We start from the raw sequence: 25,513 nt of genomic DNA, 5'->3' as shown, positions 1-25,513 counted from the left end.
GCGTTGACTTCCTGCGCCGGCCTTCCCGGGGCGCGCCTCATCTGCTCCTTCCAAGGTGTTTTTTTATGCGTCGTCCCTCCCTGCGGGCGCTGTCCAGGCGGCCGGCCGCCATCGCCACCGCCTGCCTCGCCATGCTCCTTGCCGGCTGCGCCGGCCTGCCCGGCACTGCCGGCATCCGGCCTCCGCTCGACAGCAGCCAGTTCGCGCGGATCGACGCCGCCATCGAGGCCGCCATCGCGCAGCGCCAGATCCCGGGCGCGGTCTTCCACCTGGAACGGCGCGGCGCGGTGCACCAGCGCGCCTACGGCCGCTTCGGCTACGAGCCCGGCGCAGCAGGCGTGACGCCGGACACCGTGTTCGACGCCGCCTCGCTCAGCAAGGTGCTGGCCACCGCGCCGGCGGTCCTGCTGCTGGCCGAGGACGGCAAGCTCGACCTGGAAGCGAAGCTCGTGACCTATTTCCCCGAGTGCGCCGGCCACGGCAAGGACGCCATCACGGTGCGCCAGCTGCTGACGCATACCTCGGGCCTGGCGGCCGGGCTGCGTTCCAAAACGCCCTGGAGCGGCGACGCCGCGGCCCTGGCGCTGGCCTGTGCCCAGCCCGCCAAAGGGGCGCCCGGCACGGACTTCATCTATTCGGACATCAATTACGTGCTGCTCGGCCAGCTCGTGCAGCGCGTGTCCGGCATTGCCCTCGACGAGTTCGCGCGCCAGCGCATCTACGCCCCGCTCGGGATGAAGGACACCGGTTATCTGCCACTGCGCCGCATGCCGGCGCACGGCATCGCGCCGACGTACCGGGCGCCGCTTGCCGGCCCGGTGGCGCCGCACGCCGACCTGCCCGCGGGCGCCGCCCTGCAAGGCGTGGTGCACGACCCGACCGTGCGCCGGATGGGCGGCGTGGCCGGTTCCGCCGGCGTCTTCAGCACGGCGCACGACCTGGCCCGCTACGCGCGCATGCTGCTGGGCGAGGGCGAGCTCGATGGCGTGCGGGTGCTGTCGCGCGAGAGCGTTCGCCTGCTGAGCACGGTGCAGACGCCGCCCGGCATCGCCGCCCTGCGCGGCATGGGGATGGACATCGACTCGCCCTTCGCCCAGCGCCCGCGCGGCACGCTGTTCCCGGTGGGCAGCTACGGCCACACGGGCTTCACCGGCTGCGTGCTCTGGATCGACCCCGGGTCCGGCACCTTTTATGTGTTCCTGTCGAACCGCGTCTACCCGGACGACAAGGGCAATGTGCTGCCGCTGTACACCGAGCTGGGCACCCTTTCCGCACTGGCCGCGCAACTGGCTCCGCAAGGGGCCGCGCCGGCGCTTGCCTCCCCCTGAACGGAGGCGATTTAATTTCCAGGAGGCTAACGCGCGCTGCCCTCATGTCGACCTCTCTACACTCGCCCCCTCAACTATGTCGTTGATATTGTTGAGATTTTAGCCCCCAGGATATTAGGAGATAGATATGAAAATGCATAAACTGTTGAAAGCACTGCTTGGCGCCTCGGTCGCGGCGGCGATGACGATGCCGTTCAACGCCAGCGCCCAGACGAGCGGTTCCGGTTCGCAGGCAAGCAGCCAGAGCTCCGATACCGACACCACCACCAAGAGCAAGAAGAAGCAGAAGAAACACAAGAGCAGCAAGTCCGACAGCGGCTCGAGCAGCAGCGGCACGAGCAGCAGCGGCACGACCGGCTCCAGCGCCAGCGGCGCGGCGGGCACCGGCACCACGGGTACCAGCGATAGCGGCACTACTGGCACGAGCGGCACCTCGGGTACGAGCGGCACCAGCGGTACCTCGGGTACGAGCGGCACCAGCGGCTCGATGGAGACGGGCACCAGCGGCACCAGCGGCACCAGCGGCACGACCGGTACGATGGACAGCGGCTCCATGGGCACCAGCAGCGCGACGGGCACGGCCGGCGGCGCGAAGGGCGTCGGCAGCGCCAGCGGCATGAGCGGCACCAGCGGCATGAGCGGCACGACGGGCACCAGCGGCACGACCGGCACCACGGGTACGAGCGGCACCACGGGTACGAGCGGGACGACCGGCACCTCGGGCACGAGCGGTACGTCGGGCACCAGCGGCACGAGCGGTACGTCGGGCACTACAGGCACCAGCGGCACGACCGGCACCGGCACCTCCGGCACCAGCACCGGTACCGGCGGCGGCACCAGCGGCCGCGGCTACTGACCCTGCGCGCCTGCCAGGCCCGCGTCCTGCGCGGGCAAAAAAAACACCAGCCGAGGGCTGGTGTTTGCGTTCATTGCATATGAACGAAGGGTGCGGCGGTCACACCTTGCGCACGAACTCCGTTTTCAGGCTCATCGCCCCGAAGCCGTCGATCTTGCAGTCGATATCGTGGTCGGCGTCGACCAGGCGGATGTTCTTGACCTTCGTTCCCTGCTTGATGACGCCGCCGGAGCCCTTTGGTTTCAGGTTCTTGATGACGGTCACCGTATCGCCGTCCTGCAGCAGGTTGCCGGACGCGTCGCGGTACACGCGCGCCGTCTCGGCAGCGGCGCCGGCTTGCGCCGTCCATTCATGCCCGCATTCGGGGCAGACCAGGTTGCTGCCGTCCTCGTAAGTATAGGTGGAGTGGCAGGCGGGGCAGGGCGGCAGGGCAGTCATGGGAAGGGGCAATCCAAAGCGGCGAGTATAACGCGCCGTCCCGCGCGGGGACAGGGCACGTGCATCAGCTCCCTGCCTCAGGCCGCGTGGCGCAGCACCAGCGCGGCCCTGGCCGGCGCAGGCGCCGGTACCTGCGCGGCGGCGCCGGCCGTCGCGGCTGCGTCCTCGTCGAAGCGGAAGGTCGACACCAGTTGCGACAGTGCATAAGCCTGCTCGCGCATCGCCTCCGACGCCGCGGCCGCCTCCTCGACCAGCGCCGCATTCTGCTGGGTGACCTGGTCCATCTGCGCGATCGCCCCGTTCACCTGTTCGATGCCGGCCGACTGTTCCTGGCTGGCCAGCGCGATGTCGGACATGATCGTGGTGACGCGGCCGATGCTCTCGACGATGTCCTGCATCGTCGCGCCGGCTTCCGACACCAGGCGGCTGCCTTCCCCGACCTTGTCCACGGAGTCGCCGATCAGGGCCTTGATCTCCTTCGCGGCGCCGGCCGAACGCCCGGCCAGGGTGCGCACCTCGGAGGCGACGACGGCAAAGCCGCGGCCCTGCTCGCCGGCGCGCGCCGCCTCGACCGCCGCGTTCAGCGCCAGGATATTCGTCTGGAAGGCGATGCCGTCGATGACGGCGATGATGTCGACGATCTTCTTCGAGGACGCGGTGATCGCATCCATCGTCTGCACCACGCGCTGGACGGTGTCGCCGCCGCGCCCGGCCACGCTGGCGGCCGATTGCGCCAGCGCGTTGGCGGCGCGGGCATTGTCGGCGTTCTGGCGCACGGTCGAGGTCAGTTCTTCCATCGAGGAAGCGGTTTCCTCGAGCGAGCTGGCCTGCTGCTCGGTGCGCGCCGACAGCTCGAGGTTGCCGGCCGAGATCTGGTCGGCGGCGCTGGCAATCGTGTCCGTGCCGCCGCGCACCTGGCTGACGATGCCTACCAGCTTGTCGTTCATGTCCTTGAGCGCGCCCATCAGCGCGCCCGTTTCGCTGGTGCCGCCGCCTTCGATACGGCTGCTCAGGTCGCCTTGCGCGACGGTTTGCGCCACCGCCAGCGCCTCGCGCACCGGCGCGGCGATCGCGCGGCCGATCAAGGCGGCAAAGCCGATCCCCGCCAGCAGCGCGATGCCTGACAGTGCCAGCTGCAGGTTGCGGCTGGCTGCAAAGGCTTCGCCGATGGCGGCGCTGTCGGCGGCCACGGCTTGCTTCTGGTACTCGACCATGTCGCGCAGGCTGCCGACGTAGGCGCCCACCTTCGGGACCATGTCGGTCTCGAAGAAGGCCGCCGCCGCCGCGGTGTCTCCGTCGGCCTTCTGCTTGAAGGCGCTCTTGCGCGCCGTGACATAGGCCTGGCGTGCCGCCTGCACCCGGGCGAACAGTGCGCCCGCCTGGGCATCGTCCTTCACGCTCTCGCCGACCGCCTTTTGCAGCACGTCCGCGCGTTTCGAGGACACCGCCATCGCATCGAGGAAGAATTTCTCGGCGGCCGCGTCGTTCAGCCGCGCCACCGCGAGCGTGCGCGCCGCGTTGACTTCGACAATGGTCAGCCATTCCTCGAGCCGGTCGGTATGCCGGGCGCTCTCACCCAGCAGGCGCGCACTGAGCGCATCGACCTTCTGGTTCTGCGCCAGGCTGACGCCGACCAGCACCAGCATCAATGCCAGCACGGTGCCGAAACCGGCGGCCAGGAGGGTACGGATCTTGTAGTTGTTCAGCTTCATGGACGACCTTGCACGCTTGAGAGGGAACGATGAATCGGTGGTATTTCCACGTGGAAAATGTCACCAATTCTTGCATTTCCTCTCCATTTCGTCGCCAAGATTTACATGTTGCCGGCGAATTGTGGCGGTAGGGCAACGGAACACCCAGAGCCCCGCTGGGGGAGCGCAAACGGGGTATTGCCTGTCCGGCAAGTCAGCGCAGCCAGGAGTTGACCGGTTTCAGTGGCGGCGGCAGGTCGGCCTCGCCCAGGGCGTGGCGCAGGTCGATCTCGATGGTGCGGCAGATGCTGTCGAGCGGCAGGTCGTTGGGCGCCACGCCGAATGGTTCCTCGATCTCGTCGCCGAGCGCGTCCAGGCCGAAGAAGGTATAGGCCACGATCGCCACCACGAACGGCGTCAGGTAGCCGATCGTGTCGACCAGGCCGAAGGGCAGCAGGAAGCAGTACAGGTAGGCGGTGCGGTGCAGCAGCAGGGTGTAGGAAAACGGAATCGGCGTGTTGCGGATGCGCTCGCAGCCGGCGCCGATGCCGACCATGGCCGAGACCGATGCGTCGAGCGAGGCCGCCAGCAGCGGGTCAACCCGGCCTTCGTGCAGGCAGCGCGCCAGGTCGGCGCCCATGGCATGGGTTAAAAACACCGGCAGGTTCGGCGCCTCGCGCGCGCGCAGCCATTCGTCGGCGCCCAGCAGCGGGGCGACGTCAAGCGCCGGGTCGCTGCCGCGCAGGTGGTGGCGCAGCGCGTGCGCGTAGGCGACTGCGCGGCGCACCATGCGCTCGCGGATGTCGCCTGCGCCGGGCACGAAGGCACGGCCGGGCTCGACCAGCGTCAGGCACTGGCGCGCGAGGTTGCGGCTCCTGAGCACGAGTTCGCCCCAGAGCTTGCGGCCTTCCCAGTAGCGGTCATAGGCGGAATTGTTGCGAAAGCCGAGGAAGATCGCCAGCGGCAGGCCCATCAGCGTGAAGGGCGTCGTGGTGAGCGTGATCTTCTCGTGCCAGACCTGGCCGTGGCTGAGGGTGACGACGATCGCCAGCGCGGTGGTGACGAGCAGGCTGTTGCGGATGCTGGGCAGGATCGAGCCGCGCATCGTCAGGAACAGGCCCAGGCCCGAAGGCCGCTCGCGCACGATCATGGCGGCGTCCCTTATTGCTGCGGCGTGGGTTCGAGCTTGCCGATGTCGAGTCCCTGGGCGGCGAGGCGCGCCAGCAGCGCGTCGTAGGCCGCCTTGTCGACGGTGGGCGTGCGCGACAGGATCCACAGGTAGTCGCGGCCCGGTTCGCTGACCGCGGCCAGCGTGTAGTCGCGGTCGAGGTCGACGACCCAGTAGTCGCCCCAGACCAGCGGGATGAAGGAGAAGATCGCCGGCGCGAAGCGCACCTTCAGTTGCGGCGAGGTGGCGCCGCCGACCTGGCGCGCCACCCCGGTCGCCACGTCCATGCCGCCGTCGGCCAGGCGGCAGCGGTTCTCGACCTGGACCCGGCCGTCGCTCATCGCCGTATAGGTGGCCGTGGTGAAGCCGGTGCACTTGCGCTGGAAACGGTTCGGGAACTTGGCGATTTCGTACCAGGTGCCCAGGTAGCGCGGCAGGTCGAGCGCGGGGATCGTTTGCAGTTCGCCGCGCGCGGCCGGGGCAGGGCTGGCGGCCCAGGCTTTCATTCCCAGCAGTACCAGGGAAACCAGCAGGGTGCCTTTCAACAGGGTGGCAGGTCGTGTCGTCATGAGGGCTCTTTCGTGTTTGTCGATATCGACATGGTAGGGCGCCGCGGCGGACATGGCCGCACGCGTCGCATCCTGCCGCCTGGCGGCAAAAAAAAACGCCAACCGGTCAGGGTTGGCGTTACGGGACATGCCTGGCCGGACCTACTCCGACTTGGCCTGTTGCGCCGCGAGGGTTTCACGCAACTGGCTGACCGCCACGTTGGTGTAATCCTTGTTGATTTCCATTTTGATCAACGGCTTCAGGTGCGGATCGAAGTTATTGCGCAGGCTGCCCAGGAATTGCGGGGAGGCGGACAATACGATCCGGTCATAGCGGCCTTCCTGGTGGGCTTTCATCAGGAATTGAGAGATATCTTTCGCAAACAATTCGGTTGCGTGCTCGGCTGGCGTCTGGTTCGGCTCGTACATCGAGGTCGGAGCGCCCGATCCGGCGGATGGGGCGTTGTTGTGGGCCGCGATACCGCTCTGGCCGGTGCCGATGCTGTGGCTGCTCTTCCCGGCCGCCTTCGGTCCCAGCCTGTCGGTCTCGGATTCCTGGGTGCGCAGGCGCGCGCCGTTGTTCACCATGTCTTCCAGTTCCTGCAGCGGTTCTGCCGGATCGTTCTCGCAGAAGAATCGCGCGCGGCCCGCGTTGGCCGTAATGATCCAGGTTGTTGGCATGCTACCCCCTGTTGGTTATTGGTCGTGAATGAGGTTCGGTCTCCAGCGCCCGGTACGGCGCAGCGGGCGTGGGAACGAGCGTAAAAGCGAGCAAGCGGCGACCGCATGCAGATGTGTCGGCCGCCCTTGCGTCGAGGCCAGTGTAGCACCGGGGTCTTGAAGGACGACGCACCGCTGCCGTGCCTGCGGCGCGCCGCAAGCGACACGACTTGGGCACAATCGCACGGCAGGTTTGTGGCGCATGGCGGAGGAGATGGCGTATGGAAAACAAGCAGGAAGACGGGCAACAGGCGAACCGCCGGCAGGCGTCTGTACGCTGTCCCATGTTCGCCCTTGCACAGGTTGCGCCATGCAGCGCACGCTGATCATCCTCGGCCTGGCGATCGCCGCGATCGGCGTCGCCTAGCCCTGGCTGCGCCGTCTGCCCTTCGGCCGCCTGCCTGGCGACATCCATGTCGTACGCGAAGGGTTCAGCTTCAGCTTTCCGATCGTTACCTGCATCGTCATCTCGATCGTGGTCAGCATCCTCCTCTGGCTGTTCCGGCGCTGAGCCGCCGTTGCGGCTGGCGTTTTCCGCCCCTGCCGTTTCCCGTCCCGAGCGCGCCCGCGCACCGGCCGATTTTGCATACGGCCCGTACATACAGGCGTTCTGCAAAACGACACACGTCCATGAATCGCGCCGCCGTCCCTTGGCAGGCTCTGCCTTTTGCATTAGCATCGGCCGGTTCGACCACACCACCCACAACAATTCCAATACGGAGATTCCATGAAGCGTACCTTGTGCAGCAGTCTGATCGCGGGGCTGTTTGCCGTCGCCTCCCACGCCGGCGCGCATGAAGCTGTCCCGGCCCCTGCCGCCACCGCCACCGCTGTCTCTTCCGCCTCCGGCGTCGACGTCGCGGCCATCGATACCGGCGTGCGCGCACAGGACGACTTCTTCCGTTACAGCCAGGGCAAATGGCTGAAAGACGTCGAGATCCCGTCGGACCGCTCGAGCTGGGGCGCCTTCAACGTCGCCCAGGACAAGGTCGAGGGCCAGATCCGCGCCATCATCGAGGGCGCCGCTGCCGAGAAAAGCGCGAAGGCGGGATCGCAGGTGCAGAAGATGGGCGACTACTACACCAGCTACGTCGACCAGGCGCGCCGCGATGCGCTCGGCCTGGCGCCGCTGAAGAAGGAACTGGTGCGCGTGCAGGCGCTGAAGGACACGCGCGGCATCGCCGCCCTGTCGGCACACTTCTCGCGCATCGGCGCCGGCGCACCGCTCGACATGTACGTCGGCCAGGACAACCGCGACTCGACCCGCCTCGTGGTCTCGGTCAGCCAGTCGGGCCTGGGCCTGCCGAACCGCGACTACTACCTGGCCGATGAAGCGCGCCTGAAGGAAATCCGCGGCAAGTACCAGGCGCACATCGAAAAGATGCTGGCGCTGGCCGGCCACGCGGACGCGGCCACCAAGGCGGCGCAGATCCTGGCGCTGGAAACCGAGATCGCGCGCGTGCAGTGGAGCGCGGTCGAGAACCGTGACCCGGTCAAGCGCTACAACAAGCTCTCGTTCGCCCAGCTGAAGGAACTGATGCCGGGCTTCGACTGGAATGCCTGGATGAAGGGCACCGGCGTCGCCGGCAAGGTCGACTCGCTCATCGTCAGCCAGCCGAGCTACCTGGCGGGCCTGGACAAGCTGATCGCCGGCACGCCGGTCGAGACCTGGCGCCCGTATTTCGAATTCCGCCTGCTCAGCAGCTATGCGCCTTACCTGTCGCAGCCTTTCGTGGACGAGAGCTTCGCCTTCCGCGGCGGCGTGCTGTCGGGCGCGAAGGAAAACCGCGCGATCGAGAAGCTGGCGATTGCCCAGGTCAACCGCGACCTGAGCGAAATCGTCGGCAAGGTCTATGTCGAGAAGCACTTCCCGGCCGAGCGCAAGCAGCAGGTCGAGGCGATGGTGAAGAATTTTGTCATCGCCTTCCGCGAAGGCATCGAGAAGCTCGACTGGATGAGCGAGGACACCAAGAAGCAGGCGCAACTGAAGCTGTCAAAGATGAACGCGAAGATCGGCTACCCGGAGAAGTGGCGCGATTACTCGACGCTGAAGATCGCCAAGGGCGACCTGGTCGGCAACGTGATGCGTTCGCGCGAGTTCGGCCACGCGTACGGCATCAATAAACTGGGCAAGCCGGTCGACCGCGCCGCCTGGAGCATGTCGCCGCAGACCGTCAACGCCTATTACAGCCCGACCCTGAACGAAGTCGTGTTCCCGGCCGCGCGCCTGCAGTACCCGCTGTACGACGCGGACGCCGAACCGGCCGTCAACTACGGCTCGGTCGGCATCTCGATCGGCCACGAGATCAGCCACGCGTTCGACGACAAGGGCTCGCAGTTCGACGGCGACGGCAACCTGCGCAACTGGTGGACGAAAGAGGACGCGGAGAAATTCGCGGCGCGCGGCAAGATGCTGGTGGCCCAGTACGGCGCCTACAGCCCGCTGCCGGGCTTTAACGTGAACGGCGAACTGACGCTGGGCGAGAACATCGCCGACGCCGCCGGCGCCATCATGGCCAGCCGCGCCTACCAGATCTCCCTGGCCGGCAAGCCGGCGCCGGTGATCGACGGCTTCAGCGCCGAGCAGCGCCTGTTCATGGGCCTGGCCCAGGCCCGGCGCGGCAAGGCGCGCGACGCCGCCCTGATCTCGCAGGTGAAATCCGACCCGCACTCGCCGTCGGAATTCCGCGTCAACGGCAGCTTGCGCAATCATCCGGGCTTCTACGATGCCTACCAGGTCAAGCCGAGCGACAAGATGTACCTGAAGCCGGAAGAGCGTGTGATTTTCTGGTAAGAGACGGGGGCTTTTGTGCCCCGTTCTCGTAACGCTCTGGGACGTAGGGTGGGCGGGTCTCCCGCCCACGCGTTCAACCAGCGTCTGAAACCTCGCGTCAATGCGTTAGCCGGTTGAACGCGTGGACGGCAAAGCCGTCCACCCTACGTGTCTTATCTCGGCACCCCGAACACCTGCGTCCAGTACGCAAAGCCCGGCATCCTCGCCCGGCTGATGTCGTAGCCCGCCCCCATCTCCGTAAACGCCGGGTTCATCAGGTTGGCGCAGTGGCCCGGGCTCTCGATCCATCCCGCCACCGCTTCCTGTGCCGAGGTGTGCCCGGCCGCGATGTTTTCCCCGATCATGCGATAGCGGTAGCCTTCGCGCGCGGCGCGTGCCGCCACCTCGCTGCCGTCGGTGCCCTTGTGCGCGAAGTGGCGGTGGGCCGCCATGTCGCGGCTGTGGGCCACGGCGGCGGCGGCCAGCGCGCCGTTCCAGGCCACCGGCGCGGCCGGCCCGAAGGCGCGCGTGCCGCAGCTGCGCGGCACGGCGCGCGCCGCGTTCACTGCGTCGAGGATCTGGCGTCCCACGACTTCCTGCGCCGGCAGCGCCAGCGGCGCCATCGGTTGCGCCAGCACGATCGTCCACTCCTCGCCGCGGCGGGTAACGCCGATGTCGGCGAAGTTCGCATTGCGCAGCGCGCGGCAGTAGGGCTGGCGGATCACGTCCATTGCGGCGGCGGCATCGGGCGCGCCGCCGACGAAAATGATGTCGGACTGGACGGCGTAATAGCCGGCCTGTTCGAGCGCCGATTCGGGAATGGTCCCGGGACCGATGCGCACGCGCGCCAGCGCGGCGTGGCGGCGCAGGGCCGGCGCCCGCGCCTGGCGTCCTTCGCAACTGGCCGGCGCGGCGCGGTAGTCGTTGATCAGGGCGACGAGGCGCGCGTCTTCCTGCGCATGGGCCGCGCCGGGCAGCAGGATGGCAAGGGAGGCCGCAGCGCAGGCGGAGAGGGAACGGAACATCGGCGTCAAGGTCGGGAAACGTCGGGCAAGGCGGGTTGGTCTGGCGAACAGCATACTCCAGCCCGGCGCCGGGCGGCGTGCCTGGCGATCGTCCGTAAGCCCGGCTTAAGAGCGCCTAACAAAACCTTCAGAGCAAGGGATGCGGCCACCCGACGCAGCGACGAAGACAGTACGACTGTACGGCGAGGAGCTGCAACGCAGCTATGGAGGTTTTGTTAGGCGCTCTAAGACTTGGCGGCGTATGTCCGGGCCGTGCCCAGGCTGCCCAGCGTCTCGCCTTCCTGGCCGGCCAGCATCGGCGAAATGTCCGGATCGCGCGCAAACTCCTCGGCGAAGAAGGAGACGAAGTGGCCGATCTTGAGCGAGGGGCGGCGCGCCGGCTGGAACACGACGTTCAGCGGCAGCGCCGGCAGCCTGAAGCGCGTGAGGATCGGTTTCACGCGGCCGGCGCGGATGTCGTCGCCGTACACCCACTGCGGCGTGTAGCAGATGCCGAGTCCCTCGACCACGGCCTGGCGGATCGCTTCCGAACTGTTCGACTGCAGGTGGCCGTTGACGTGCACCGCGTGCCCGGTTCCGTCCTCGTCCTGGAAATGCCACTCGTTGAGGTTGGCCAGGCCCGTGTAGACGATGCACTGGTGGTCGCGCAGCTCGTTCGGGTGCTGCGGTTCTCCATGCCGGGCCAGGTAATCGGGAGAGGCAAGGGCGGCGCGGTGCGCGGTGCCGATGCGGCGCGCGATCAGGCGGCTGTCCTTCAGTTCGCCCACGCGGAAGGCGACGTCGATGCCGCCCACCACCAGGTCGACGAAACTGTCGTCGAGTTGCAGGTCGATCTTCAGCTGCGGGTAGCGCGCGAAAAACGCGTTCAGGCGCGGCACGATGTGCAGGCGCCCGAACGAAACGGGCGCCGCCACCCGCAGCACGCCCGAGATCTCGTTTTCGGTGCGCTGGATCTCGACCCGGGCTTCCTCGAGCGTGTCGAGCACCTGGCGGCAGCGCTCGTAGTAACGCTTGCCCGCTTCGGTCAGCGCATGGCTGCGCGTGGAGCGCACCAGCAGCTTGGCGCCGAGCAGGGTTTCCAGCGCCTGCACCTGCTTGCTGATCGCCGACTGGGTGCTGCGCTCCTCGCGCGCGACGGCCGAGAAGTTGCCGGTCTCGACGACCCGGACAAAGGTTTCCATCAAACGCAGGCGATCCATCCTTGCTCCATTCATTCCTGTCAGGAATAGATCATATCATTCGTGCGGTCTACCCAGCGCCGCCAGGAATACTCATACTGCTAACTGTAGCGGCTGCCGGCAATTGCCTCGCAAGGGCACAGCGACCGGCGGCCCTGATACCAACTTATTTATATGGAAACGGACCGGACATGACCCAGAAACTGTTTCAACCTACCCGCATCGGCGACATCGAGGTCGCGAACCGTGTCGTGATGGCCCCGCTGACCCGCAGCCGCGCCGACGAGCCGGCCGGCGACGTGCCGGGCAGCGCCATGAACATCGAATACTACCGCCAGCGCAGCAACGCCGGCCTGATCATCAGCGAAGGCACGCAGGTGTCCCCGGTCGGCAAGGGCTACATGGCCACGCCCGGCATCTATTCGGACGCCCAGGTCGAAGGCTGGAAGCCGATCACGCAGGCCGTGCACGAGGCCGGCTCGAAGATCGTTGCCCAGATCTGGCACGTGGGCCGCGTGACCCACCCGAACCTGACCGGCGGCGTGCAGCCGATTGCCCCGTCCGCGGTGGCGCCGAAAGTGGTCGCCTACACCCGCGCCGGCAAGGTCGACGTGGTCGAGCCGCGCGCGCTGGCGCTCGATGAGATCAAGGACATCGTCGAGGAATTCCGCCGCGGCGCCGCCAACGCGATCCGCGCCGGATTCGACGGCATCGAACTGCATGGCGCCAACGGCTACCTGATCGACCAGTTCCTGCGCGACGGCGCCAACAAGCGCACCGACGAATACGGCGGCTCGATCGAGAACCGCTGCCGCTTTGCCCTCGAGGTGGTCGATGCGGTGGTGGCCGAAATCGGCGCCGGCCGCGTGGGCATCCGCCTGTCGCCGGTGACCCCGGCCAACGACCTGGCGGACAGCAACCCGCAAGCCCTGTTCGCCCACCTGATCGAAGAACTGAACAAGCGCGGCATCGCCTTCATCCACTTCATCGAAGGCGCGACCGGCGGTCCGCGCGACGTGCCGGGCTTCGATTTCGCCTGGGCGCGCCGGGCCTATCAAGGCACCTACATCGCCAACAACGGCTACACCCGCGAGATGGCGATCGATGCGGTGGAATCGGGCGCGGCCGATGCGGTGGCCTTCGGCCGCCTCTACATCGCCAATCCGGACCTGGTGCAGCGCCTGCAGCAGAATGCGCCGCTGAACGTGCCGAACCCGCAGACCTTCTACACGCACGGCGAAGTGGGGTATATCGATTATCCGACGCTGGACAAGGCGGCTTGATCGCAGCGTAAGCGAGACTGGAATACAAAACGCCAACCCTCGGGTTGGCGTTTTTTTTGCCGATGCGGCCTTCGCTCAGTTCGAGCCGCCCGCCACCGCCACCGGCGCTGTCGCGGCCGGCGCCGGCAGGGCGGTCGCCGTCGCGTCGGTGATCCCGTCCTTCATCATGATCTGCAGCAGGGCAGGATAGTCGTAGGCCGCGCCCGAGGCCATGTCGACGCCGGCGCCGATCGCCCCGCCAAAGATGATGTTACCGGCCAGCATCCCCTTGGTCGACGACTTGAAGGTCGCGACGCTGGTCGGCAGGCCCGACTTGTCGCAGGTGACGACCATGTCGCCGTAAGCGCGGTGGACCGTCACGGTGCCCGGCGTGGTGACGTAGTACACGCCCTTGTCGTTCTGCAGCTTGCAGCTGGCGCCCTGGACGCTGCCGGTCGCCGCACGGGTCTCGACCGATACGACCTGGTTGGTGCCGTTCACGATCGACGCGCAGCCGGTCAGGCCGGCCAATGCCAGCACGATGCCCACACCGCGACTTGCCCGAATCATTTTCTTTGTGCTCATTTCCCTCTCCCCAGTAATGCCGGACTACGCCAGCTAATTCTTATAGGAAAATTATTGCACAAATAGCTACTGAAAGTTGCAAATATTTACGCGAGGGAAAAGCGCCGTAGTCCTTACTTCTTGTTGCCCGGCATGCTCCACCATGGCGCCCAGCGCGAATCCTTCGTCGCATCGGTCTCGCCGCCCGTCATCGTCACCTGCATCACCTCGGGATAGCCGTAGCCGGCCCCCGTAACGTGGTCGACCAGCACGCCGATCGGCAGCAGGATGTTGCCGGCCACCAGCGGCTTGGGCCGCGGCTTGAAGGTTGCAACCGTTGTCGGCAGGCCCGGTTTCTCGCAGGTGACCCGCATTGGGCTGGCGTCGCGGTAGACCGACAGGCTGGCGGGCGTGGTGACGTAATGAATGCCCTTCTTGTTCATGACCTGGCAGTTCACGCCGCCGACGTCGCCGGCCGGGGTCAGGGTCTGCACGGCGACGACCTGGTACTCGCCCTGCACGACCGTCGCACAACCGCTCATGCCCGCCAGCGCAAGCAGGCTGCCCAGGACGAAGATGGCGCGAGGTATGTTCTTGGTGCTCATGATGGATCCTTGAGATGGTGCGATGCGATTGACTATTGCTGGAAATTTATTGCACAAAATATATCAGAAACTTGGCAAGGTGCCGCACGCGCTTGCGGCGTGCACGATTGCTTTTTCGGCCATTCACCCGCCCAGCATTACAATTGGTGCAACTCTTTTCCGGGAATTGCCATGCGACTTCGCGCCATCTTCCTTGCCTGCCTGCTCGCTTCCGGTCTTGCGCCGGCCGCCCAGGCGCAGACCGTCGTCAAGATCGGCACCGCATCCCCGCTCTCGGGGCCGGGCGCCCACCAGGGCAAGGACATCGAAAACGGCGCGCGCATGGCCATCGACGAGCTCAATGCCAAAGGCCTGACCATTGGCGGGCAGAAGATCAAATGGGTGCTGCAGCCGGAAGACGACGCCAGCGATCCGAAGACCGGCACGGCCGTCGCACAAAAGCTGGTCGATGCGCGCGTGGCCGCGGTGGTCGGGCACCTGAACTCGGGCCCGACGGTGCCGGCCTCGAAGATCTACGCGAACGCGGGCATTCCCCAGATCTCGCCGGCCGCCACCACGCCGCTCTACACGAACCAGGGCTTCAAGACCGCGTTCCGGGTCGTCGCCAATGACAACCTGGTCGGCAGCACGATGGCGAAGTACGCGATCGGCAACCTGAAGGCGAAGAAGATCGCCGTGATCGACGACCGCACCGCTTTCGGGCAGGGCCTGGCCGACGAGTTCATCAAGAACGTCAAGCGCGCCGGGCCTGCGGCCGCCATCGTCAGCCGCCAGTTCACCCACGACAAGGCGACCGATTTCAACGCCATCCTGACCCAGATCCGCGCGCGCGACCCGGACGTGATTTTCTACGGCGGCATGGATGCCGTGGCCGGCCCCATGCTCAAGCAGATGAAGGCGCTCGGCCTGCGCGCGAAACTCGTCTCCGGCGACGGCATCTGCTCGGAAAAGCTGCCCCTGCTGGCGGGCGATGCGCTGGGCGAGGACAAGGTATTTTGCGTGGTGGCGGGCGGCGTCGACGCTGCCCAGGAGGCCGGCCTGAATGCCTTCAACGAGCGCTACCGCCAGCGCTACAAGATGCCCGTGCAGACCTATGCGCCGTATGCCTACGATGCGGTGATGGTGTTCGCCGCCGCCATGCAGAAAGCCAATTCAGTCGCGCCCGCGACGTTCCTGCCGGCGCTGGCCAGCATCAGCCATCCAGGCATCACCGGCACCATCGCCTTCGACCGCAAGGGAGATTTGCGCAATGCGGCGCTGACCTTGTACACCTATCGCAAGGGCAAGAAGACGAAATTGCAGGTGCTGCGCTGACGGTGTTGTAGGGTGGGCGGCTATATCCGGGCCGTGGCGCTCACGCTGCCTGGATGCCGCGCACGCGTTCAACCGTCGTGTGATCTGTCGCGAGGTATTGAGCTGTGGTTGGACGCGTGGACGGCAAAGCCGTCCACCCTACGGTGGAGGCACCGATGAGGCGGGTATAATCGCTTTCCGCCAACCCATCCGTAGTTGCCCCTGCGGCGCCAGCGTGGCGCACTGCTTCCCCTCACGTTTTCCGATGACGATAGATTGGTTTTCCCCCGCGCAGTGCGTCGGCTACGCGGCCTTCGTGCTCGGCGTCAGCTCCTTTGCCCAAAAGAACGACCGCCGCTTCAAGCTCTTCATGGCGGCCGAATGCCTGGCCTACATCGTCCATTTCGCGCTGCTCGGCAAGCCGACCGCGGTCGCCAGCTCGACCATGTCGCTGCTGCGCTCGGTGCTCTCGCTCTATACCCGCTCGAAGTGGATCGCGGCCTTCGTCATCGCCGCCAACCTCGGGCTGGGCCTCGCGCTTGCCACCCGCTGGAGCGACTGGCTCCCGCTGGGCGCCTCCTGCATCGGGACGCTCGCCCTGTTCCTGATGGAGGGCGTCAGGATGCGCGTGGCGATGCTGTGCGGCACCGGGCTGTGGATCGCGAATAACGTAATCACCGGTTCGATCGGCGGCACGGCGCTCGAGCTGGTGATCGCCGTGGTGAACATCGTGACGATCCGGCGCATGGTGGACGAGGCGCGGGTGGCACAGGCTCGCCCTCAATAATCGCGGCTGCACGGCTGCAGCAAATCCAGCTTCGGGTTGTAGACGGCCGTGCTGACGTTGAGCATGCCGAGCACCGAGTGGAACACGTTATCGTGCGAGAACTGCTGGGCGGCGCGGGCTGCGAGGCAGTTGCGGTCGATGCGAAAGCGCGAGCGGAAGCCGTCGGACAGCCACAGCATCATCGGTACCTGGCGCTGCTCGGGAGGCGAGATGATCCAGGGCGCGCCGTGCAGGTACATGTTGTGCTCGCCCAGCGACTCGCCATGGTCGGAGACGTACAGCATGGCCGTGTCGACGTCTTCCCCGGCGGCGGCGCGCAGCAGGTCGATGGTCTTGCTTAAAAAATAATCGGTGTACAGGATCGTGTTGTCGTAGGCGGCCACGATGGACTCCTGCGAACACTGTTCGAGCTCGTTGGTCCGGCAGACGGGGCCGAACTTGCCGAACCCGGGCGGGTAGCGCTTCCAGTAGGCCGGCCCGTGGCTGCCTTTCTGGTGCAGGACGATCACCATGTCCTGCGAACTGGCGCGGATCTTCTGCGGCAGTTCGCGCAACAGGCGCTCGTCCACGCATTCCTCGCCGTCGCAGAGCGGATCGCCCGGGCTCGGTGCCGACCAGTCCTCGTGGCGCACCCGGTCGCACACGCCCTTGCAGCCCGAATTATTGTCGAGCCAGAGCACGTCGAAGCCGGCATGCTGCAGGACGTCCAGCAAGCCTTCCTGGTTGCGCGCCTTGTCGGCCGTGTAGTCGCTGCGGTTGAAATGGGAAAACAGGCAAGGGACCGAGACCGCGGTCGCCGTCCCGCAGGAACTCACGTTGCGAAAATTGATCAACCCCGCTTGCCGGGACAGCAGCGGATTGGTCTGGCGGGCGTAACCGTTGAGCGAAAAATTCATCGCGCGCGCCGTCTCTCCCACGACGATGACGGTCACCGTTTTCCGGTGTGCTCCGGCCGTCCACTTGACGCCCTTGGCCGCGTCGGTGCCGAGCGGCGCCATGACGGCGGGCGTGGCCCACTTGCGTTTCAGGTAGCCGTGGGTGGCCTGCACCATGTTGGTCGGCGTCAGCAGGAAGCGCAGCTCGCGGTGCTCGCGCACGGCCGGGGCCAGCGTCTTGAACAGCAACAGCAGCAGGCCGGCCACGGCCAGCAGCGACACGGTCACCGTGCCCAGCTTCAGCAGCAGGCTGCGCCGCGTGGAAGGAAAACGCAGCGGCAGCCGCCACACCAGCAGCGAGGGCAGGATGCCGAGCAGGGTCACGGTTTGCAGCATCTGCCAGTTCAGCAACTCATGGGCCTCGCCGGCATCGGTCTCGACGACGTTCTGCACCATCGAGGCGTCGATGACGACCCCGTAATGGTTCATGAAGTGCGAGGCGAAGGCCGCGCCCAGGAAGAGCACGACCAGCACCGGCTTGATGAGGAAGCGGAAGTTGACCAGGGTGAGCGCCGCATTGAAGAACAGCACCAGCGCCGCAAAGGCGCCCAGCCAGACGGGCAGGTTCGCAATGTGCGCGCCGCCGGTCGCAAGCAGGAAGGTCTTCCAGAAGCGCAGGTTATCGGCCAGCACCAGGAAGGCGGAGGCCAGCAGGGTAAGGAGGGGAGCACTGATGCTGGGGGCGGCGGGAAGTTTCACAGGCAGGCAAGTCGTGGCGAAGCCTCGACACTACCGGCCCAAGGGTAAAACCCGCGTCAGCGCCCCGTTAAGACCGGGTTAATTCCTTCGGAAAGCGCAGCTCGATGCAGCTGCCCAGCGCCCGCTCCCGTAGGATGAGCTCGGCGCCCAGGTGGGCGCAGATGCGCTGCACGAGGCCCAGGCCCAGCCCGGTGCCGGACGAGCCGCGCGCATCCGGCGGCATCGGCTCCTTGCGCAGGCGGGCGCGGGCGGCCGGCGGCAGTCCCGGCCCGGTATCCTCGACGATCACGCTGTTGCCTTCCAGCCGGACTTCCACCTGTCCTTGCTCGGTGTACTGGCAGGCGTTGCGAACCAGGTTGCCGATGGCGGCCAGCACCAGTTCGCGCGCGCCATGGACGATGAAATCCTCGCCGCCGGCATAGCGCAGCGCGACCGGCCGCTTCGCCACCAGGCCCTGGTAGCGGGCCACCTCGGCGCTGGCCAGCGCGGCGGCCGACATCGGGTCCCATTCGAGTTGCTCGGCCGAACGCGCCAGGCGCAGCAGCATCGACGTCACCTCGCTGGCGTCGCGTGCGGCGCGGTGAATCCGTTCGGCTGGCGCGTGCAGGGCCGGATCGTGTTCGGTCTGCGCCAGCAGCAGCTCGGCCGCGCCGGTGATGACCGTCAGGGGCGTGCGCAGCTCGTGGCTGACGTCGCCCGTAAAGAAGCGTTCGCGGTCGAGGAACTCGGTCAGCTCCGCCGTGTGGCCGCTGATCGTGCGCGACAGCAGCCCGAGCTCGTCCTGCCTTTCCTGCAGCGGTAATTGCGCCTTGCGCATTTCCACGGCCCCGGCCAGTTCCTCGATGGGGTTGACGATGCGGTTCCCGAGGAAGCGGCCCAGGGTCACGGCAAAGCCCATGAAGCCGAGGAAGGCCACCGCGAACATCGAGTACACGACCAGCTCGATCTTCTCGTAGGCGCTGGCGTGGTCGACGGCGGCGAACTCGCCGGCCGCGTCGCGCCCGCGCAGCACGTGCAGGTCGACGCCGTCGACCGTCACTTCGTGCACGCCCTCGGGCAGGCTGCGCAGGGACTGGGGAATGCCGGCGCCATGGTGGTAGCTGAGCCCGGCCGGCATGTCGACCGGCAGCCCGCCGGCGCGGCGCGGCCCGGCCCAGGCGGCCACCTCTTCGAGGCGTTCGTCGACCAGGCGCACTTCGATGCCTTCGACCGCCAGCGCGGCGATGATGGCGAAGAAGACGGAGGAGACGGCGGCAAAGGTGAGGTAGGCGAGCGTGATGCGGCGGCGCAGGGAGTCGGCTTTGTTCATCGGGATGTTCAGCGCATCTTTACTCGCCGGCCGCGACGAGCTTGTAGCCGATCTTGGCGATCGTCTGCAGCATCGGCTGCGGGAAGGGCTTGTCCAGCGCCTGGCGCAGGGCGTGGATGTGCACGCGCAGGGCATCGGTATCGGGCGGGTTGTCGCCCCACAGCTCGTGTTCGATGCGGTCGCGCGAGACTACCTTCGGGGTTTCGCGCATCAGCAGTTTGAGGATGGTGTACCCGGTGCGGGTGAGCGCCAGCGGCACGCCCGCGCGCCGGACCTGGAAGGTTTCGGTGTCGAACGTCAGGTCGCCCACCGTCAGCACCGCGCTGGCGGCGCCGGCGCCGCGCGCACGGCGCACCAGCGCCTTCAGGCGCACCTCGAGTTCGACCAGCGAAAAGGGTTTGACGAGATAGTCGTCGGCGCCGCTGTCGAAGCCGGCGACCTTGTCTTCGAGCGTATCGCGCGCGGTCAGCATCATCACCGGCGTGTTCTTGCGCAGCTCGCCGCGCAGTTTCTGGCACATTTCGAGGCCGTTCAGACCCGGCAGCATCACGTCGAGCACGATCACGTCGTAGTCGTGCTCGCTGGCGAGCGCCAGCCCGCCGTAGCCGTTGGGCGCCGAGTCGAGCACATGGCCCTTCGGTTCGAGGAAGCCGTACAGGTTGGCGACGATGTCGGCGTTGTCTTCGATGATGAGTATGCGCATTGGATCATTATAGAGCGTGGTGCCGGGCTTATTTCGGCAGCCTGTAGCGCTGCTCGCGGTAGAGCAGCGAGGGCAGCATCACATGCGCCATCGCACGCTCGACGCTGCCCTGGTCGGGCGCGGCGCCATCGAGGGCCAGCTCGCCGCTTGCCGCATCGTAGCGGCCGTGCAGGGGAGCCTGCTGGGGCCGCAGGATGGTGGCGCTCGTGCCTTCCAGCCAGGCGAAATAATCATTGAACTGCAGCATCGCGCGGCCCGGCGCCGAGCTGTCGCGCGCCAGATCCCGCCCGATCATCGGGTGCGTGCTGGAGACGCCGAGCAGCGACAGCAGCGTCGGCCCGAGGTCGATCTGGCTGGCGATGGTCTGGATGCGGCGCGGTTCGATATCGGCGCCGAGGATCAGCCCGGGGATATGGAATTTCTTGATCGGCACCAGGCTGTCCCCGTAGACCCGGTTATCGTGGTCGGCCACGATGAGGAAGACGGTATCGCGCCAGTAGTCCTGCTGTTTCGCGGCCCGGATGAATTTGCCCAGCGCAAAATCGGCATACTTGACGGCGTTGTTGACGCTCTGCTTGGCGGGATCGTGCAAGGCGATTTTGTTGTCCGGGAATTCGAAGGGTTCGTGGTTCGAGGACGTGAAGATCAGGCTGAAGAAGGGTTTATCCTGCGCATGCAGGTGCTTCAGGCGTTCCAGCGCCGTATCGAACAGGTCTTCGTCGGAGGCCCCCCAGCTACCCTCGAAGCGCGGATGCATGCTGCCGCGGTCGACCACGTTCCGGAAGCCGTTGCCGGTGAAAAAAGACCGCATGTTGTCGAAGTGCGCCTCGCCGCCGTAGACGAACTCGGTCTGGTAGCCCTGCCGGTCGAGGCCGAGCGCCAAGGTATAAAAATTGTGCTGGGCCAGCGACAGTTTGACGACGCTGCGCGCCGGGGTCGGCGCATAGCCGGCGACGACCGCCTCGATGCCGCGCACGGAACGGGTGCCGGTCGCGTACAGCTGCTCGAACCACCAGCCCTCGTTTTTCAGCTTTTCCAGCTCCGGCGTGACGGGCAGTCCGCCCAGCGATTGCACGAAGGTGGCGCCCAGGCTTTCTTCCAGCACGATGACCAGGTTCAGGGGCTTCTTGCGCGGGAGCGCCGCCTGCTGGTAGTGCAGGGTGGGGAGCTCGCCCGAATCGAAGCGGTAGCCGCTGAGCCAGGGCGCCGATGTCACCTGCGCCAGGATCTGCTCGCGCGGCATGCTGCCGTAGATTTCCGAGGACTTGGCTTCCTTGCGCAGCGAGGCCACCGCATCGAGCACCGACCAGGCCGAATTGATGACCAGGGAATTGACCAGGGCATCGCCGCTCAGCGCGAACAGGGCCGGGTTGGCCGGCCGGTGCGCCGTGGTGGAGCGGATCTGCATCACCACCACCAGCATCAGGAGGGGCCAGGTCAGCAGCAGCTTTTTGGCCGGCCACATCGTCATCCGGCTTGATGCGCGCCGGAGCAGGGCATGCAGGGCCAGGGCCAGCGCGATGGTGGCGACGATGGTCCCGACCAGGGCGTAGCGGTAGCCGTTCCAGAGCGTGCCGAACACTTCGGCCGGATACGCCAGGTATTCGATGAACAGGCGGTTCGGCCGGACGTCGTATTGCAGGATGAACTGGGGCGAAGCCAGTTCCATGAACGCAATGAACACCAGCGCCAGCGTGGCCCACCCCGCGCTCAGCCTCGCCCACAGGCGCGCGCTCCCGCGGTGGGCGAGCAAGGGCGCCAGCACCAGTGGAATCACGAGGAAATAGCCGATCAAAATCAGGTCGGCACGCAGGCCCTGCAAGAACAGTTCGCCCAGGACGCCGGCCGCCTGCACCCGCTCGCGTTGCCAGGCAACCAGCAGCAGGCGCGATACCGACAGCATCGCCAGCCCGGCCGCGACCAGGTAAACCAGGTGGAGATAGGGGCCGGCGTGGTGCCACCAGCGCACCGGGCGGTGAGGGAACGACAGGTCTCGTGCTTGACAGGCGGTTGCGTGATTCATGTGCTCGATATGGTCGGTGGCGCGGCCAGGTGGCGCGCGCCGAACCGGCGCATGTTAGCGAAGCACATCTCTCGGGACGGTTAAGTCCGGGTTAAATTTTCGTTAAATGGGGGGGCGTCAGGCCGGCCTGGCTTCGATCAGTTCGATGCGGTTGCCGAACGGATCCTCGATGCCGGCGCGGCGGCGCCCGGCCACCGGCACCTCCTCGCGCACGAGCACCTGGCGCGTGCGCAGCAGCGCGCAATAGCCGTCGAAGTCCTCGACGAGAAAGGCCGGGTGCGCCTTTTTCGCGGGTACGAAACCCGCCTGGCCGCCGATGTGCAATTGCGTCGCACCGGTCGCGAACCACACGCCGCCGGACGCGTTCAGGGGCGCCGGCTTGGGGATTTCCGCCAGGCCGAGCACGCCGCCGTAGAAGGCGCGTGCTTCGTCGTCGGCGCCGGAAGGCGTAGCGACCTGGACATGGTCGATACCGGCAATATGGGGCATGGCGTTCTCCGCAGTCGTTGGACGCGCATTATCGCACCGCCTGTTCCAAGGCCCTCTCCGGAACCAACACCTCACGCCGCATGTCTCAGTCTGGATAGGCTTGATGCGGCAGCGCGCAGGGACCGGCGCAGGGACCGACGCAGGGACCGATCGTGTGGGCGCGGTCGACGCTGTGAAAAAGGAGCGAGGAGCATGAGCCCGGGTGCGCATGAGGACACCATTCCGGCGGAGCTGGAGAAGACCTGTGCACAGGAGCCGCTGCACCTGCTGGGCACCGTGCAGTCCTATGGCTTTTTGATGGTGGTGGACCTGGCGAGCCGGTGCATCGTCCAGGTTTCCGCGGGCATCGTGCGCCATTGGCCGGGTTTGCAGGATGCCGCTGCGCTGTTCTCGAGGCCGCTGTCGGACTGGGTGGAGGGGGCGGGAACGCTCGACATCGCATCGCTGTCGCCATCCCATCTGACTGCCTTGCCCTGGCGCCCCCGCTTCGAGCAGACCGGCGGCGCGCAGGCACAGCCTGCCGCCCTCGAGTGGGAGTGCCTCGGTCACCGCTCCGGCAAGGTAGCGGTGCTCGAATGGCTGCCCATCAACGCCAACGCCGATGAGGTGCGGCGGCAGAACGAGATCTTCGCCGCCTTCGCCGAAGTGATTGCCCGTTTGCGCCGCGCCGAGGGCGCCGAGGCCTTCCTGCGCGAGTGCGTGAAGGTCGTGCAGGAAGTCAGCAGGTTCGACCGTGTGATGATCTACCGCTTCCTGCCCGACGGCTGCGGCGAGGTCGTGGCCGAGCACACTTCCAGGGATTACCAGCAAAAATACCTGGGGCTGCGCTTTCCCGCTTCCGACATTCCCAGCCAGGCGCGCCTGCTGTACCTCACCAACACCTTGCGCGTGCTGGCCGATGTCGAGGCAGCTACCGACCCGCTGGTGCCTGTTCACCTGCCGGACGGAGAACCGCTCGACCAGAGCCACTGCATCCTGCGCGGCCTGTCCGAGGTGCACCTGTCCTATCTGCGCAACATGGGCGTGCGCGCGACGATGACCTTGTCCATCGTGTGCGAGGGCAAGCTGTGGGGCCTGATCGCCTGCCATCATCACCGTCCCCGGACGCCCCCCTACCAGGTGCGTGAAGGCATGCGCCAGATCGCGGAACTGCTGGCCGAAATCGCCAACATGCGCATCGAAGCCTTGTCCCACCTGGAGGCGGTACGGCACCGCCTGGTGCTCGATGGGCTGCTGAACCAGTTCCACCAGGCGCTGATCCACGATGGCGACATTCCTACCGTGCTGGAGTTATGGATACCGAGGTTGCTGCCGGCCTTCAATGCCAGCGGCCTGGGCGTGCAGATCGGTACGCTCGCCTGCGTCGGCGGGCCGGCGCGACGCGCGGGCTCGACGCACCAGATCCTCGACGAGGTCGGGTCGCGGCTCGACATCCAGAACCGCAGCCCGCACGTCTCCATGTGGGACGACCTGCTGACTGCGAAAAAAAACGCGCTGCTGTTCCTGCCGGACGCGGCCGGCCTGTTGCTGGCGCAGCGTTATGACGAGGACGTGATTTTCTGTTTCCTGACCCGGCAGGAAGTGGTGCAGCAGGTGCGCTGGGGCGGCGAGCCGGTCAAGGACGTGGTCGCCCTCCCGAATGGCCGCGTCCGCCTCGAGCCGCGGCGCTCGTTTGCCGTCTGGCAGCAATCGGTGCGGGGCCATTCGGATGCCTGGCAGCAGGCCGATGCCGATGCCCTGCAAAACCTGCTGCGCATCCTGAGCGAGGTGAACAAGCTGCAAGTGAACCGCAAGATGCAGGAAACCCTGCACTGGCGCGCCCACCACGACCATCTCACCGGGCTGTACAACCGGCGCGCGATGGAGGACGAGGTCTCGCGCCGCCTCGAGGACGGTCACTACAACACGGCGCTGATGCTGCTCGACCTCGACCATTTCAAAAAGATCAACGACACCTATGGACACGAAACGGGCGACCAGGTGCTGCAGCAGCTGAGCCTGAGGCTGAAGGCGGTGATGCGCGAGTTCGACCTGCTGGCACGCCTGGGCGGGGACGAATTCATGCTGCTGCTGCAGCTCCCGCACCCGAATGCGGCCACGGCCCTGACCTTCGCCGAGCGCCTGCACCAGGCGGTGTCGCACCCCTTCGACATCAAGGGCCAGCAGTTCCGGCTCGGCATTTCGGTCGGCATCGCGATCCCGCCCGCCCACGGCCGCACGGTGAGCGAATTGCTGCGCCACGCCGACCTGGCGCTGTACCAGGCGAAGTCGCTGGGCCGCGGGCGCAGCGTGGTGTTCGAGCTGGCGATGGCGGACAACCAGCGCGACTATTACTTGCTCGAGCGCGACCTCGACGAAGCGGTGGAGCGCAACCAGCTGTCGCTGGTGTTCCAGCCGAAGGTGGACCTCATCAGCCGCAAGGTGGTGGGCCTGGAGGCGCTGGTGCGCTGGAACCATCCGACCCGCGGCGAAAACAGCCCCGGCGCCTTCATCCCGATCGCCGAGAACAGCGACCAGATCATCCGCATCGACCGCTGGGTCATGCGCAGCGCCATCGCCGAACAGGCCCGCTGGCGCAGCCATGGCCTGGGCAAACTGCCGATCGCGATCAACCTGTCGATCGCGGACATCCTGTCGCCCAACCTGGTCGCCTACCTGACCGAGCTGCTCGACGAATTCCAGGTGCCGCCGGGCGCCATCGAAATCGAAGTCACCGAGTCGTGCTTCATGCGCGAGCTCGGCGAAACGCAGAACGTGCTCCGGGCGCTGAACGACACCGGCATCGCCACCGCCCTCGACGATTTCGGCACCGGCTTTTCCTCGCTGAGCTACCTGCGCCAGCTGCCGCTGCAATGCCTCAAGATCGACCAGTCCTTCACCCGCAGCATGCTGCAGGACCCGAACGCGGAGAAGCTGACGCAAGCCATCGTCGCCATGGGCAACGCCCTGAAAATGACCATCGTGGCCGAAGGGGTGGAAACCCGCGAGCAGATGAACTGGCTGCTCGCGCACGGCTGCCACATCGGCCAGGGGTATTACTTCAGTCCGCCGGTGCCGCCCGAGGATGTGCACCAGGTGATCGAGCGGATCGAGGTGCGCCTGACGTCCTGATGTGCGCG

The 25,513-nt window shown here is 66.6% G+C and carries 22 protein-coding genes; 8 read left to right on the top strand and 14 right to left on the bottom strand.

All coding sequences use genetic code 11. From position 1 onward, the window contains the following. The first annotated feature begins 65 nt into the window (after positions 1-65). Together ACWCIA_RS14190 and ACWCIA_RS14185 are read left to right on the top strand one after the other, a co-directional pair. Positions 66-1,328, top strand: a complete 1,263-nt coding sequence (locus ACWCIA_RS14190) for a serine hydrolase domain-containing protein (protein ID WP_454164247.1) — start codon at positions 66-68, stop codon at positions 1,326-1,328. Positions 1,329-1,455: 127 nt separating this feature from the next. Next, entirely contained in the window at positions 1,456-2,184 is a 729-nt protein-coding gene (locus tag ACWCIA_RS14185) for a hypothetical protein (protein ID WP_454164245.1), read from the top strand. A 99-nt stretch (positions 2,185-2,283) separates the two neighbouring features. On the opposite strand, the gene ACWCIA_RS14180 is transcribed toward ACWCIA_RS14185, so the two are convergent. The 5 genes from ACWCIA_RS14180 to ACWCIA_RS14160 form a co-directional block, all read right to left on the bottom strand. Further along, positions 2,284-2,622: a zinc ribbon domain-containing protein YjdM gene (locus ACWCIA_RS14180; protein WP_454164244.1), complete on the bottom strand. Its 339-nt coding sequence runs from the start codon at positions 2,620-2,622 to the stop codon at positions 2,284-2,286. Positions 2,623-2,699: 77 nt separating this feature from the next. Continuing rightward, the gene (locus ACWCIA_RS14175) at positions 2,700-4,334 is read right to left on the bottom strand and encodes a methyl-accepting chemotaxis protein (RefSeq protein ID WP_454164243.1); all 1,635 of its coding nucleotides are present in this window, start codon (positions 4,332-4,334) and stop codon (positions 2,700-2,702) included. 193 nt (positions 4,335-4,527) lie between these two features. Then, entirely contained in the window at positions 4,528-5,463 is a 936-nt protein-coding gene (locus ACWCIA_RS14170) for a bestrophin family protein (protein ID WP_454164241.1), read from the bottom strand. A gap of 11 nt (positions 5,464-5,474) precedes the next feature. Beyond that, complete coding sequence (locus tag ACWCIA_RS14165) at positions 5,475-6,050, bottom strand: lipocalin family protein (RefSeq protein ID WP_454164240.1); 576 nt, start codon at positions 6,048-6,050, stop codon at positions 5,475-5,477. 141 nt (positions 6,051-6,191) lie between these two features. Further along, positions 6,192-6,710 (bottom strand): host attachment protein, encoded by a 519-nt coding sequence (locus ACWCIA_RS14160; protein ID WP_454164239.1) that lies wholly within the window; start codon positions 6,708-6,710, stop codon positions 6,192-6,194. 412 nt (positions 6,711-7,122) lie between these two features. Between ACWCIA_RS14160 and ACWCIA_RS14155 the strand changes: the two genes are divergently transcribed. Beyond that, positions 7,123-7,260 (top strand): DUF2905 domain-containing protein, encoded by a 138-nt coding sequence (locus tag ACWCIA_RS14155; protein ID WP_454164414.1) that lies wholly within the window; start codon positions 7,123-7,125, stop codon positions 7,258-7,260. Between the two features lie 216 nt (positions 7,261-7,476). Beyond that, on the top strand, positions 7,477-9,543 hold the full coding sequence (locus ACWCIA_RS14150; RefSeq protein WP_454164238.1) for a M13 family metallopeptidase: 2,067 nt from the start codon (positions 7,477-7,479) through the stop codon (positions 9,541-9,543). A 152-nt stretch (positions 9,544-9,695) separates the two neighbouring features. On the opposite strand, the gene ACWCIA_RS14145 is transcribed toward ACWCIA_RS14150, so the two are convergent. Both ACWCIA_RS14145 and ACWCIA_RS14140 read right to left on the bottom strand, forming a co-directional pair. After that, positions 9,696-10,547, bottom strand: coding sequence for a CAP domain-containing protein (locus ACWCIA_RS14145; protein WP_454164237.1), 852 nt, complete (start codon positions 10,545-10,547; stop codon positions 9,696-9,698). A gap of 224 nt (positions 10,548-10,771) precedes the next feature. Continuing rightward, positions 10,772-11,746 carry a LysR family transcriptional regulator gene (locus tag ACWCIA_RS14140; RefSeq protein ID WP_454164236.1) on the bottom strand — a complete coding sequence of 325 codons (975 nt, stop codon included), beginning with the start codon at positions 11,744-11,746 and terminating at the stop codon, positions 10,772-10,774. A 170-nt stretch (positions 11,747-11,916) separates the two neighbouring features. Here ACWCIA_RS14140 and ACWCIA_RS14135 point away from each other — a divergent pair, with 170 nt between their 5' ends. After that, on the top strand, positions 11,917-13,008 hold the full coding sequence (locus tag ACWCIA_RS14135) for an alkene reductase (protein WP_454164234.1): 1,092 nt from the start codon (positions 11,917-11,919) through the stop codon (positions 13,006-13,008). Positions 13,009-13,083: 75 nt separating this feature from the next. Here the strand turns inward: ACWCIA_RS14135 and ACWCIA_RS14130 are convergent, their stop codons facing one another. Both ACWCIA_RS14130 and ACWCIA_RS14125 read right to left on the bottom strand, forming a co-directional pair. Further along, positions 13,084-13,572, bottom strand: a complete 489-nt coding sequence (locus tag ACWCIA_RS14130) for a hypothetical protein (RefSeq protein ID WP_454164232.1) — start codon at positions 13,570-13,572, stop codon at positions 13,084-13,086. A gap of 113 nt (positions 13,573-13,685) precedes the next feature. After that, a complete protein-coding gene (locus tag ACWCIA_RS14125; protein WP_454164230.1) occupies positions 13,686-14,156 on the bottom strand; it encodes a hypothetical protein in 471 nt (156 codons plus the stop codon). Between the two features lie 171 nt (positions 14,157-14,327). Here ACWCIA_RS14125 and ACWCIA_RS14120 point away from each other — a divergent pair, with 171 nt between their 5' ends. Together ACWCIA_RS14120 and ACWCIA_RS14115 are read left to right on the top strand one after the other, a co-directional pair. Then, positions 14,328-15,470, top strand: coding sequence for a branched-chain amino acid ABC transporter substrate-binding protein (locus ACWCIA_RS14120; RefSeq protein WP_454164229.1), 1,143 nt, complete (start codon positions 14,328-14,330; stop codon positions 15,468-15,470). A gap of 244 nt (positions 15,471-15,714) precedes the next feature. Continuing rightward, positions 15,715-16,236: a YgjV family protein gene (locus ACWCIA_RS14115; RefSeq protein ID WP_454164227.1), complete on the top strand. Its 522-nt coding sequence runs from the start codon at positions 15,715-15,717 to the stop codon at positions 16,234-16,236. On the opposite strand, the gene ACWCIA_RS14110 is transcribed toward ACWCIA_RS14115, so the two are convergent. From ACWCIA_RS14110 to ACWCIA_RS14090, 5 genes are all read right to left on the bottom strand, one after another. Further along, positions 16,230-17,870 carry a phosphoethanolamine transferase gene (locus ACWCIA_RS14110; protein ID WP_454164226.1) on the bottom strand — a complete coding sequence of 547 codons (1,641 nt, stop codon included), beginning with the start codon at positions 17,868-17,870 and terminating at the stop codon, positions 16,230-16,232. The genes ACWCIA_RS14115 and ACWCIA_RS14110 overlap by 7 nt on opposite strands. Positions 17,871-17,937: 67 nt before the next feature. Continuing rightward, positions 17,938-19,179 (bottom strand): ATP-binding protein, encoded by a 1,242-nt coding sequence (locus tag ACWCIA_RS14105; protein ID WP_454164224.1) that lies wholly within the window; start codon positions 19,177-19,179, stop codon positions 17,938-17,940. Positions 19,180-19,198: 19 nt separating this feature from the next. Then, positions 19,199-19,882, bottom strand: a complete 684-nt coding sequence (locus tag ACWCIA_RS14100; protein WP_454164222.1) for a response regulator transcription factor — start codon at positions 19,880-19,882, stop codon at positions 19,199-19,201. Between the two features lie 28 nt (positions 19,883-19,910). Next, positions 19,911-21,905 (bottom strand): LTA synthase family protein, encoded by a 1,995-nt coding sequence (locus ACWCIA_RS14095; RefSeq protein WP_454164220.1) that lies wholly within the window; start codon positions 21,903-21,905, stop codon positions 19,911-19,913. A gap of 117 nt (positions 21,906-22,022) precedes the next feature. Beyond that, positions 22,023-22,394: a VOC family protein gene (locus ACWCIA_RS14090; RefSeq protein ID WP_454164218.1), complete on the bottom strand. Its 372-nt coding sequence runs from the start codon at positions 22,392-22,394 to the stop codon at positions 22,023-22,025. Positions 22,395-22,586: 192 nt separating this feature from the next. On the opposite strand from ACWCIA_RS14090, the gene ACWCIA_RS14085 reads away from it, so the two are divergent. Then, positions 22,587-25,505, top strand: a complete 2,919-nt coding sequence (locus tag ACWCIA_RS14085; RefSeq protein WP_454164216.1) for an EAL domain-containing protein — start codon at positions 22,587-22,589, stop codon at positions 25,503-25,505. Positions 25,506-25,513: the final 8 nt, after the last annotated feature.

Source organism: Massilia sp. SYSU DXS3249 (assembly GCF_053668055.1).
Note: the sequence above shows the minus strand (reverse complement) of the source record. Positions and strands in the feature narration are given on the sequence as shown.

Excerpts from the sequence above, each read along its gene's own strand:
- ACWCIA_RS14190 (WP_454164247.1), top strand. The coding sequence starts at position 66 with ATGCGTCGTCCCTCCCTGCGGGCGCTGTCCAGGCGGCCGGCCGCCATC.
- ACWCIA_RS14185 (WP_454164245.1), top strand. The coding sequence starts at position 1,456 with ATGAAAATGCATAAACTGTTGAAAGCACTGCTTGGCGCCTCGGTCGCG.
- ACWCIA_RS14180 (WP_454164244.1), bottom strand. The coding sequence starts at position 2,622 with ATGACTGCCCTGCCGCCCTGCCCCGCCTGCCACTCCACCTATACTTAC.
- ACWCIA_RS14175 (WP_454164243.1), bottom strand. The coding sequence starts at position 4,334 with ATGAAGCTGAACAACTACAAGATCCGTACCCTCCTGGCCGCCGGTTTC.
- ACWCIA_RS14170 (WP_454164241.1), bottom strand. The coding sequence starts at position 5,463 with ATGATCGTGCGCGAGCGGCCTTCGGGCCTGGGCCTGTTCCTGACGATG.
- ACWCIA_RS14165 (WP_454164240.1), bottom strand. The coding sequence starts at position 6,050 with ATGACGACACGACCTGCCACCCTGTTGAAAGGCACCCTGCTGGTTTCC.
- ACWCIA_RS14160 (WP_454164239.1), bottom strand. The coding sequence starts at position 6,710 with ATGCCAACAACCTGGATCATTACGGCCAACGCGGGCCGCGCGCGATTC.
- ACWCIA_RS14150 (WP_454164238.1), top strand. The coding sequence starts at position 7,477 with ATGAAGCGTACCTTGTGCAGCAGTCTGATCGCGGGGCTGTTTGCCGTC.
- ACWCIA_RS14145 (WP_454164237.1), bottom strand. The coding sequence starts at position 10,547 with ATGTTCCGTTCCCTCTCCGCCTGCGCTGCGGCCTCCCTTGCCATCCTG.
- ACWCIA_RS14140 (WP_454164236.1), bottom strand. The coding sequence starts at position 11,746 with ATGGATCGCCTGCGTTTGATGGAAACCTTTGTCCGGGTCGTCGAGACC.
- ACWCIA_RS14135 (WP_454164234.1), top strand. The coding sequence starts at position 11,917 with ATGACCCAGAAACTGTTTCAACCTACCCGCATCGGCGACATCGAGGTC.
- ACWCIA_RS14130 (WP_454164232.1), bottom strand. The coding sequence starts at position 13,572 with ATGAGCACAAAGAAAATGATTCGGGCAAGTCGCGGTGTGGGCATCGTG.
- ACWCIA_RS14125 (WP_454164230.1), bottom strand. The coding sequence starts at position 14,156 with ATGAGCACCAAGAACATACCTCGCGCCATCTTCGTCCTGGGCAGCCTG.
- ACWCIA_RS14120 (WP_454164229.1), top strand. The coding sequence starts at position 14,328 with ATGCGACTTCGCGCCATCTTCCTTGCCTGCCTGCTCGCTTCCGGTCTT.
- ACWCIA_RS14115 (WP_454164227.1), top strand. The coding sequence starts at position 15,715 with ATGACGATAGATTGGTTTTCCCCCGCGCAGTGCGTCGGCTACGCGGCC.
- ACWCIA_RS14105 (WP_454164224.1), bottom strand. The coding sequence starts at position 19,179 with ATGAACAAAGCCGACTCCCTGCGCCGCCGCATCACGCTCGCCTACCTC.
- ACWCIA_RS14100 (WP_454164222.1), bottom strand. The coding sequence starts at position 19,882 with ATGCGCATACTCATCATCGAAGACAACGCCGACATCGTCGCCAACCTG.
- ACWCIA_RS14095 (WP_454164220.1), bottom strand. The coding sequence starts at position 21,905 with ATGAATCACGCAACCGCCTGTCAAGCACGAGACCTGTCGTTCCCTCAC.
- ACWCIA_RS14090 (WP_454164218.1), bottom strand. The coding sequence starts at position 22,394 with ATGCCCCATATTGCCGGTATCGACCATGTCCAGGTCGCTACGCCTTCC.
- ACWCIA_RS14085 (WP_454164216.1), top strand. The coding sequence starts at position 22,587 with ATGAGCCCGGGTGCGCATGAGGACACCATTCCGGCGGAGCTGGAGAAG.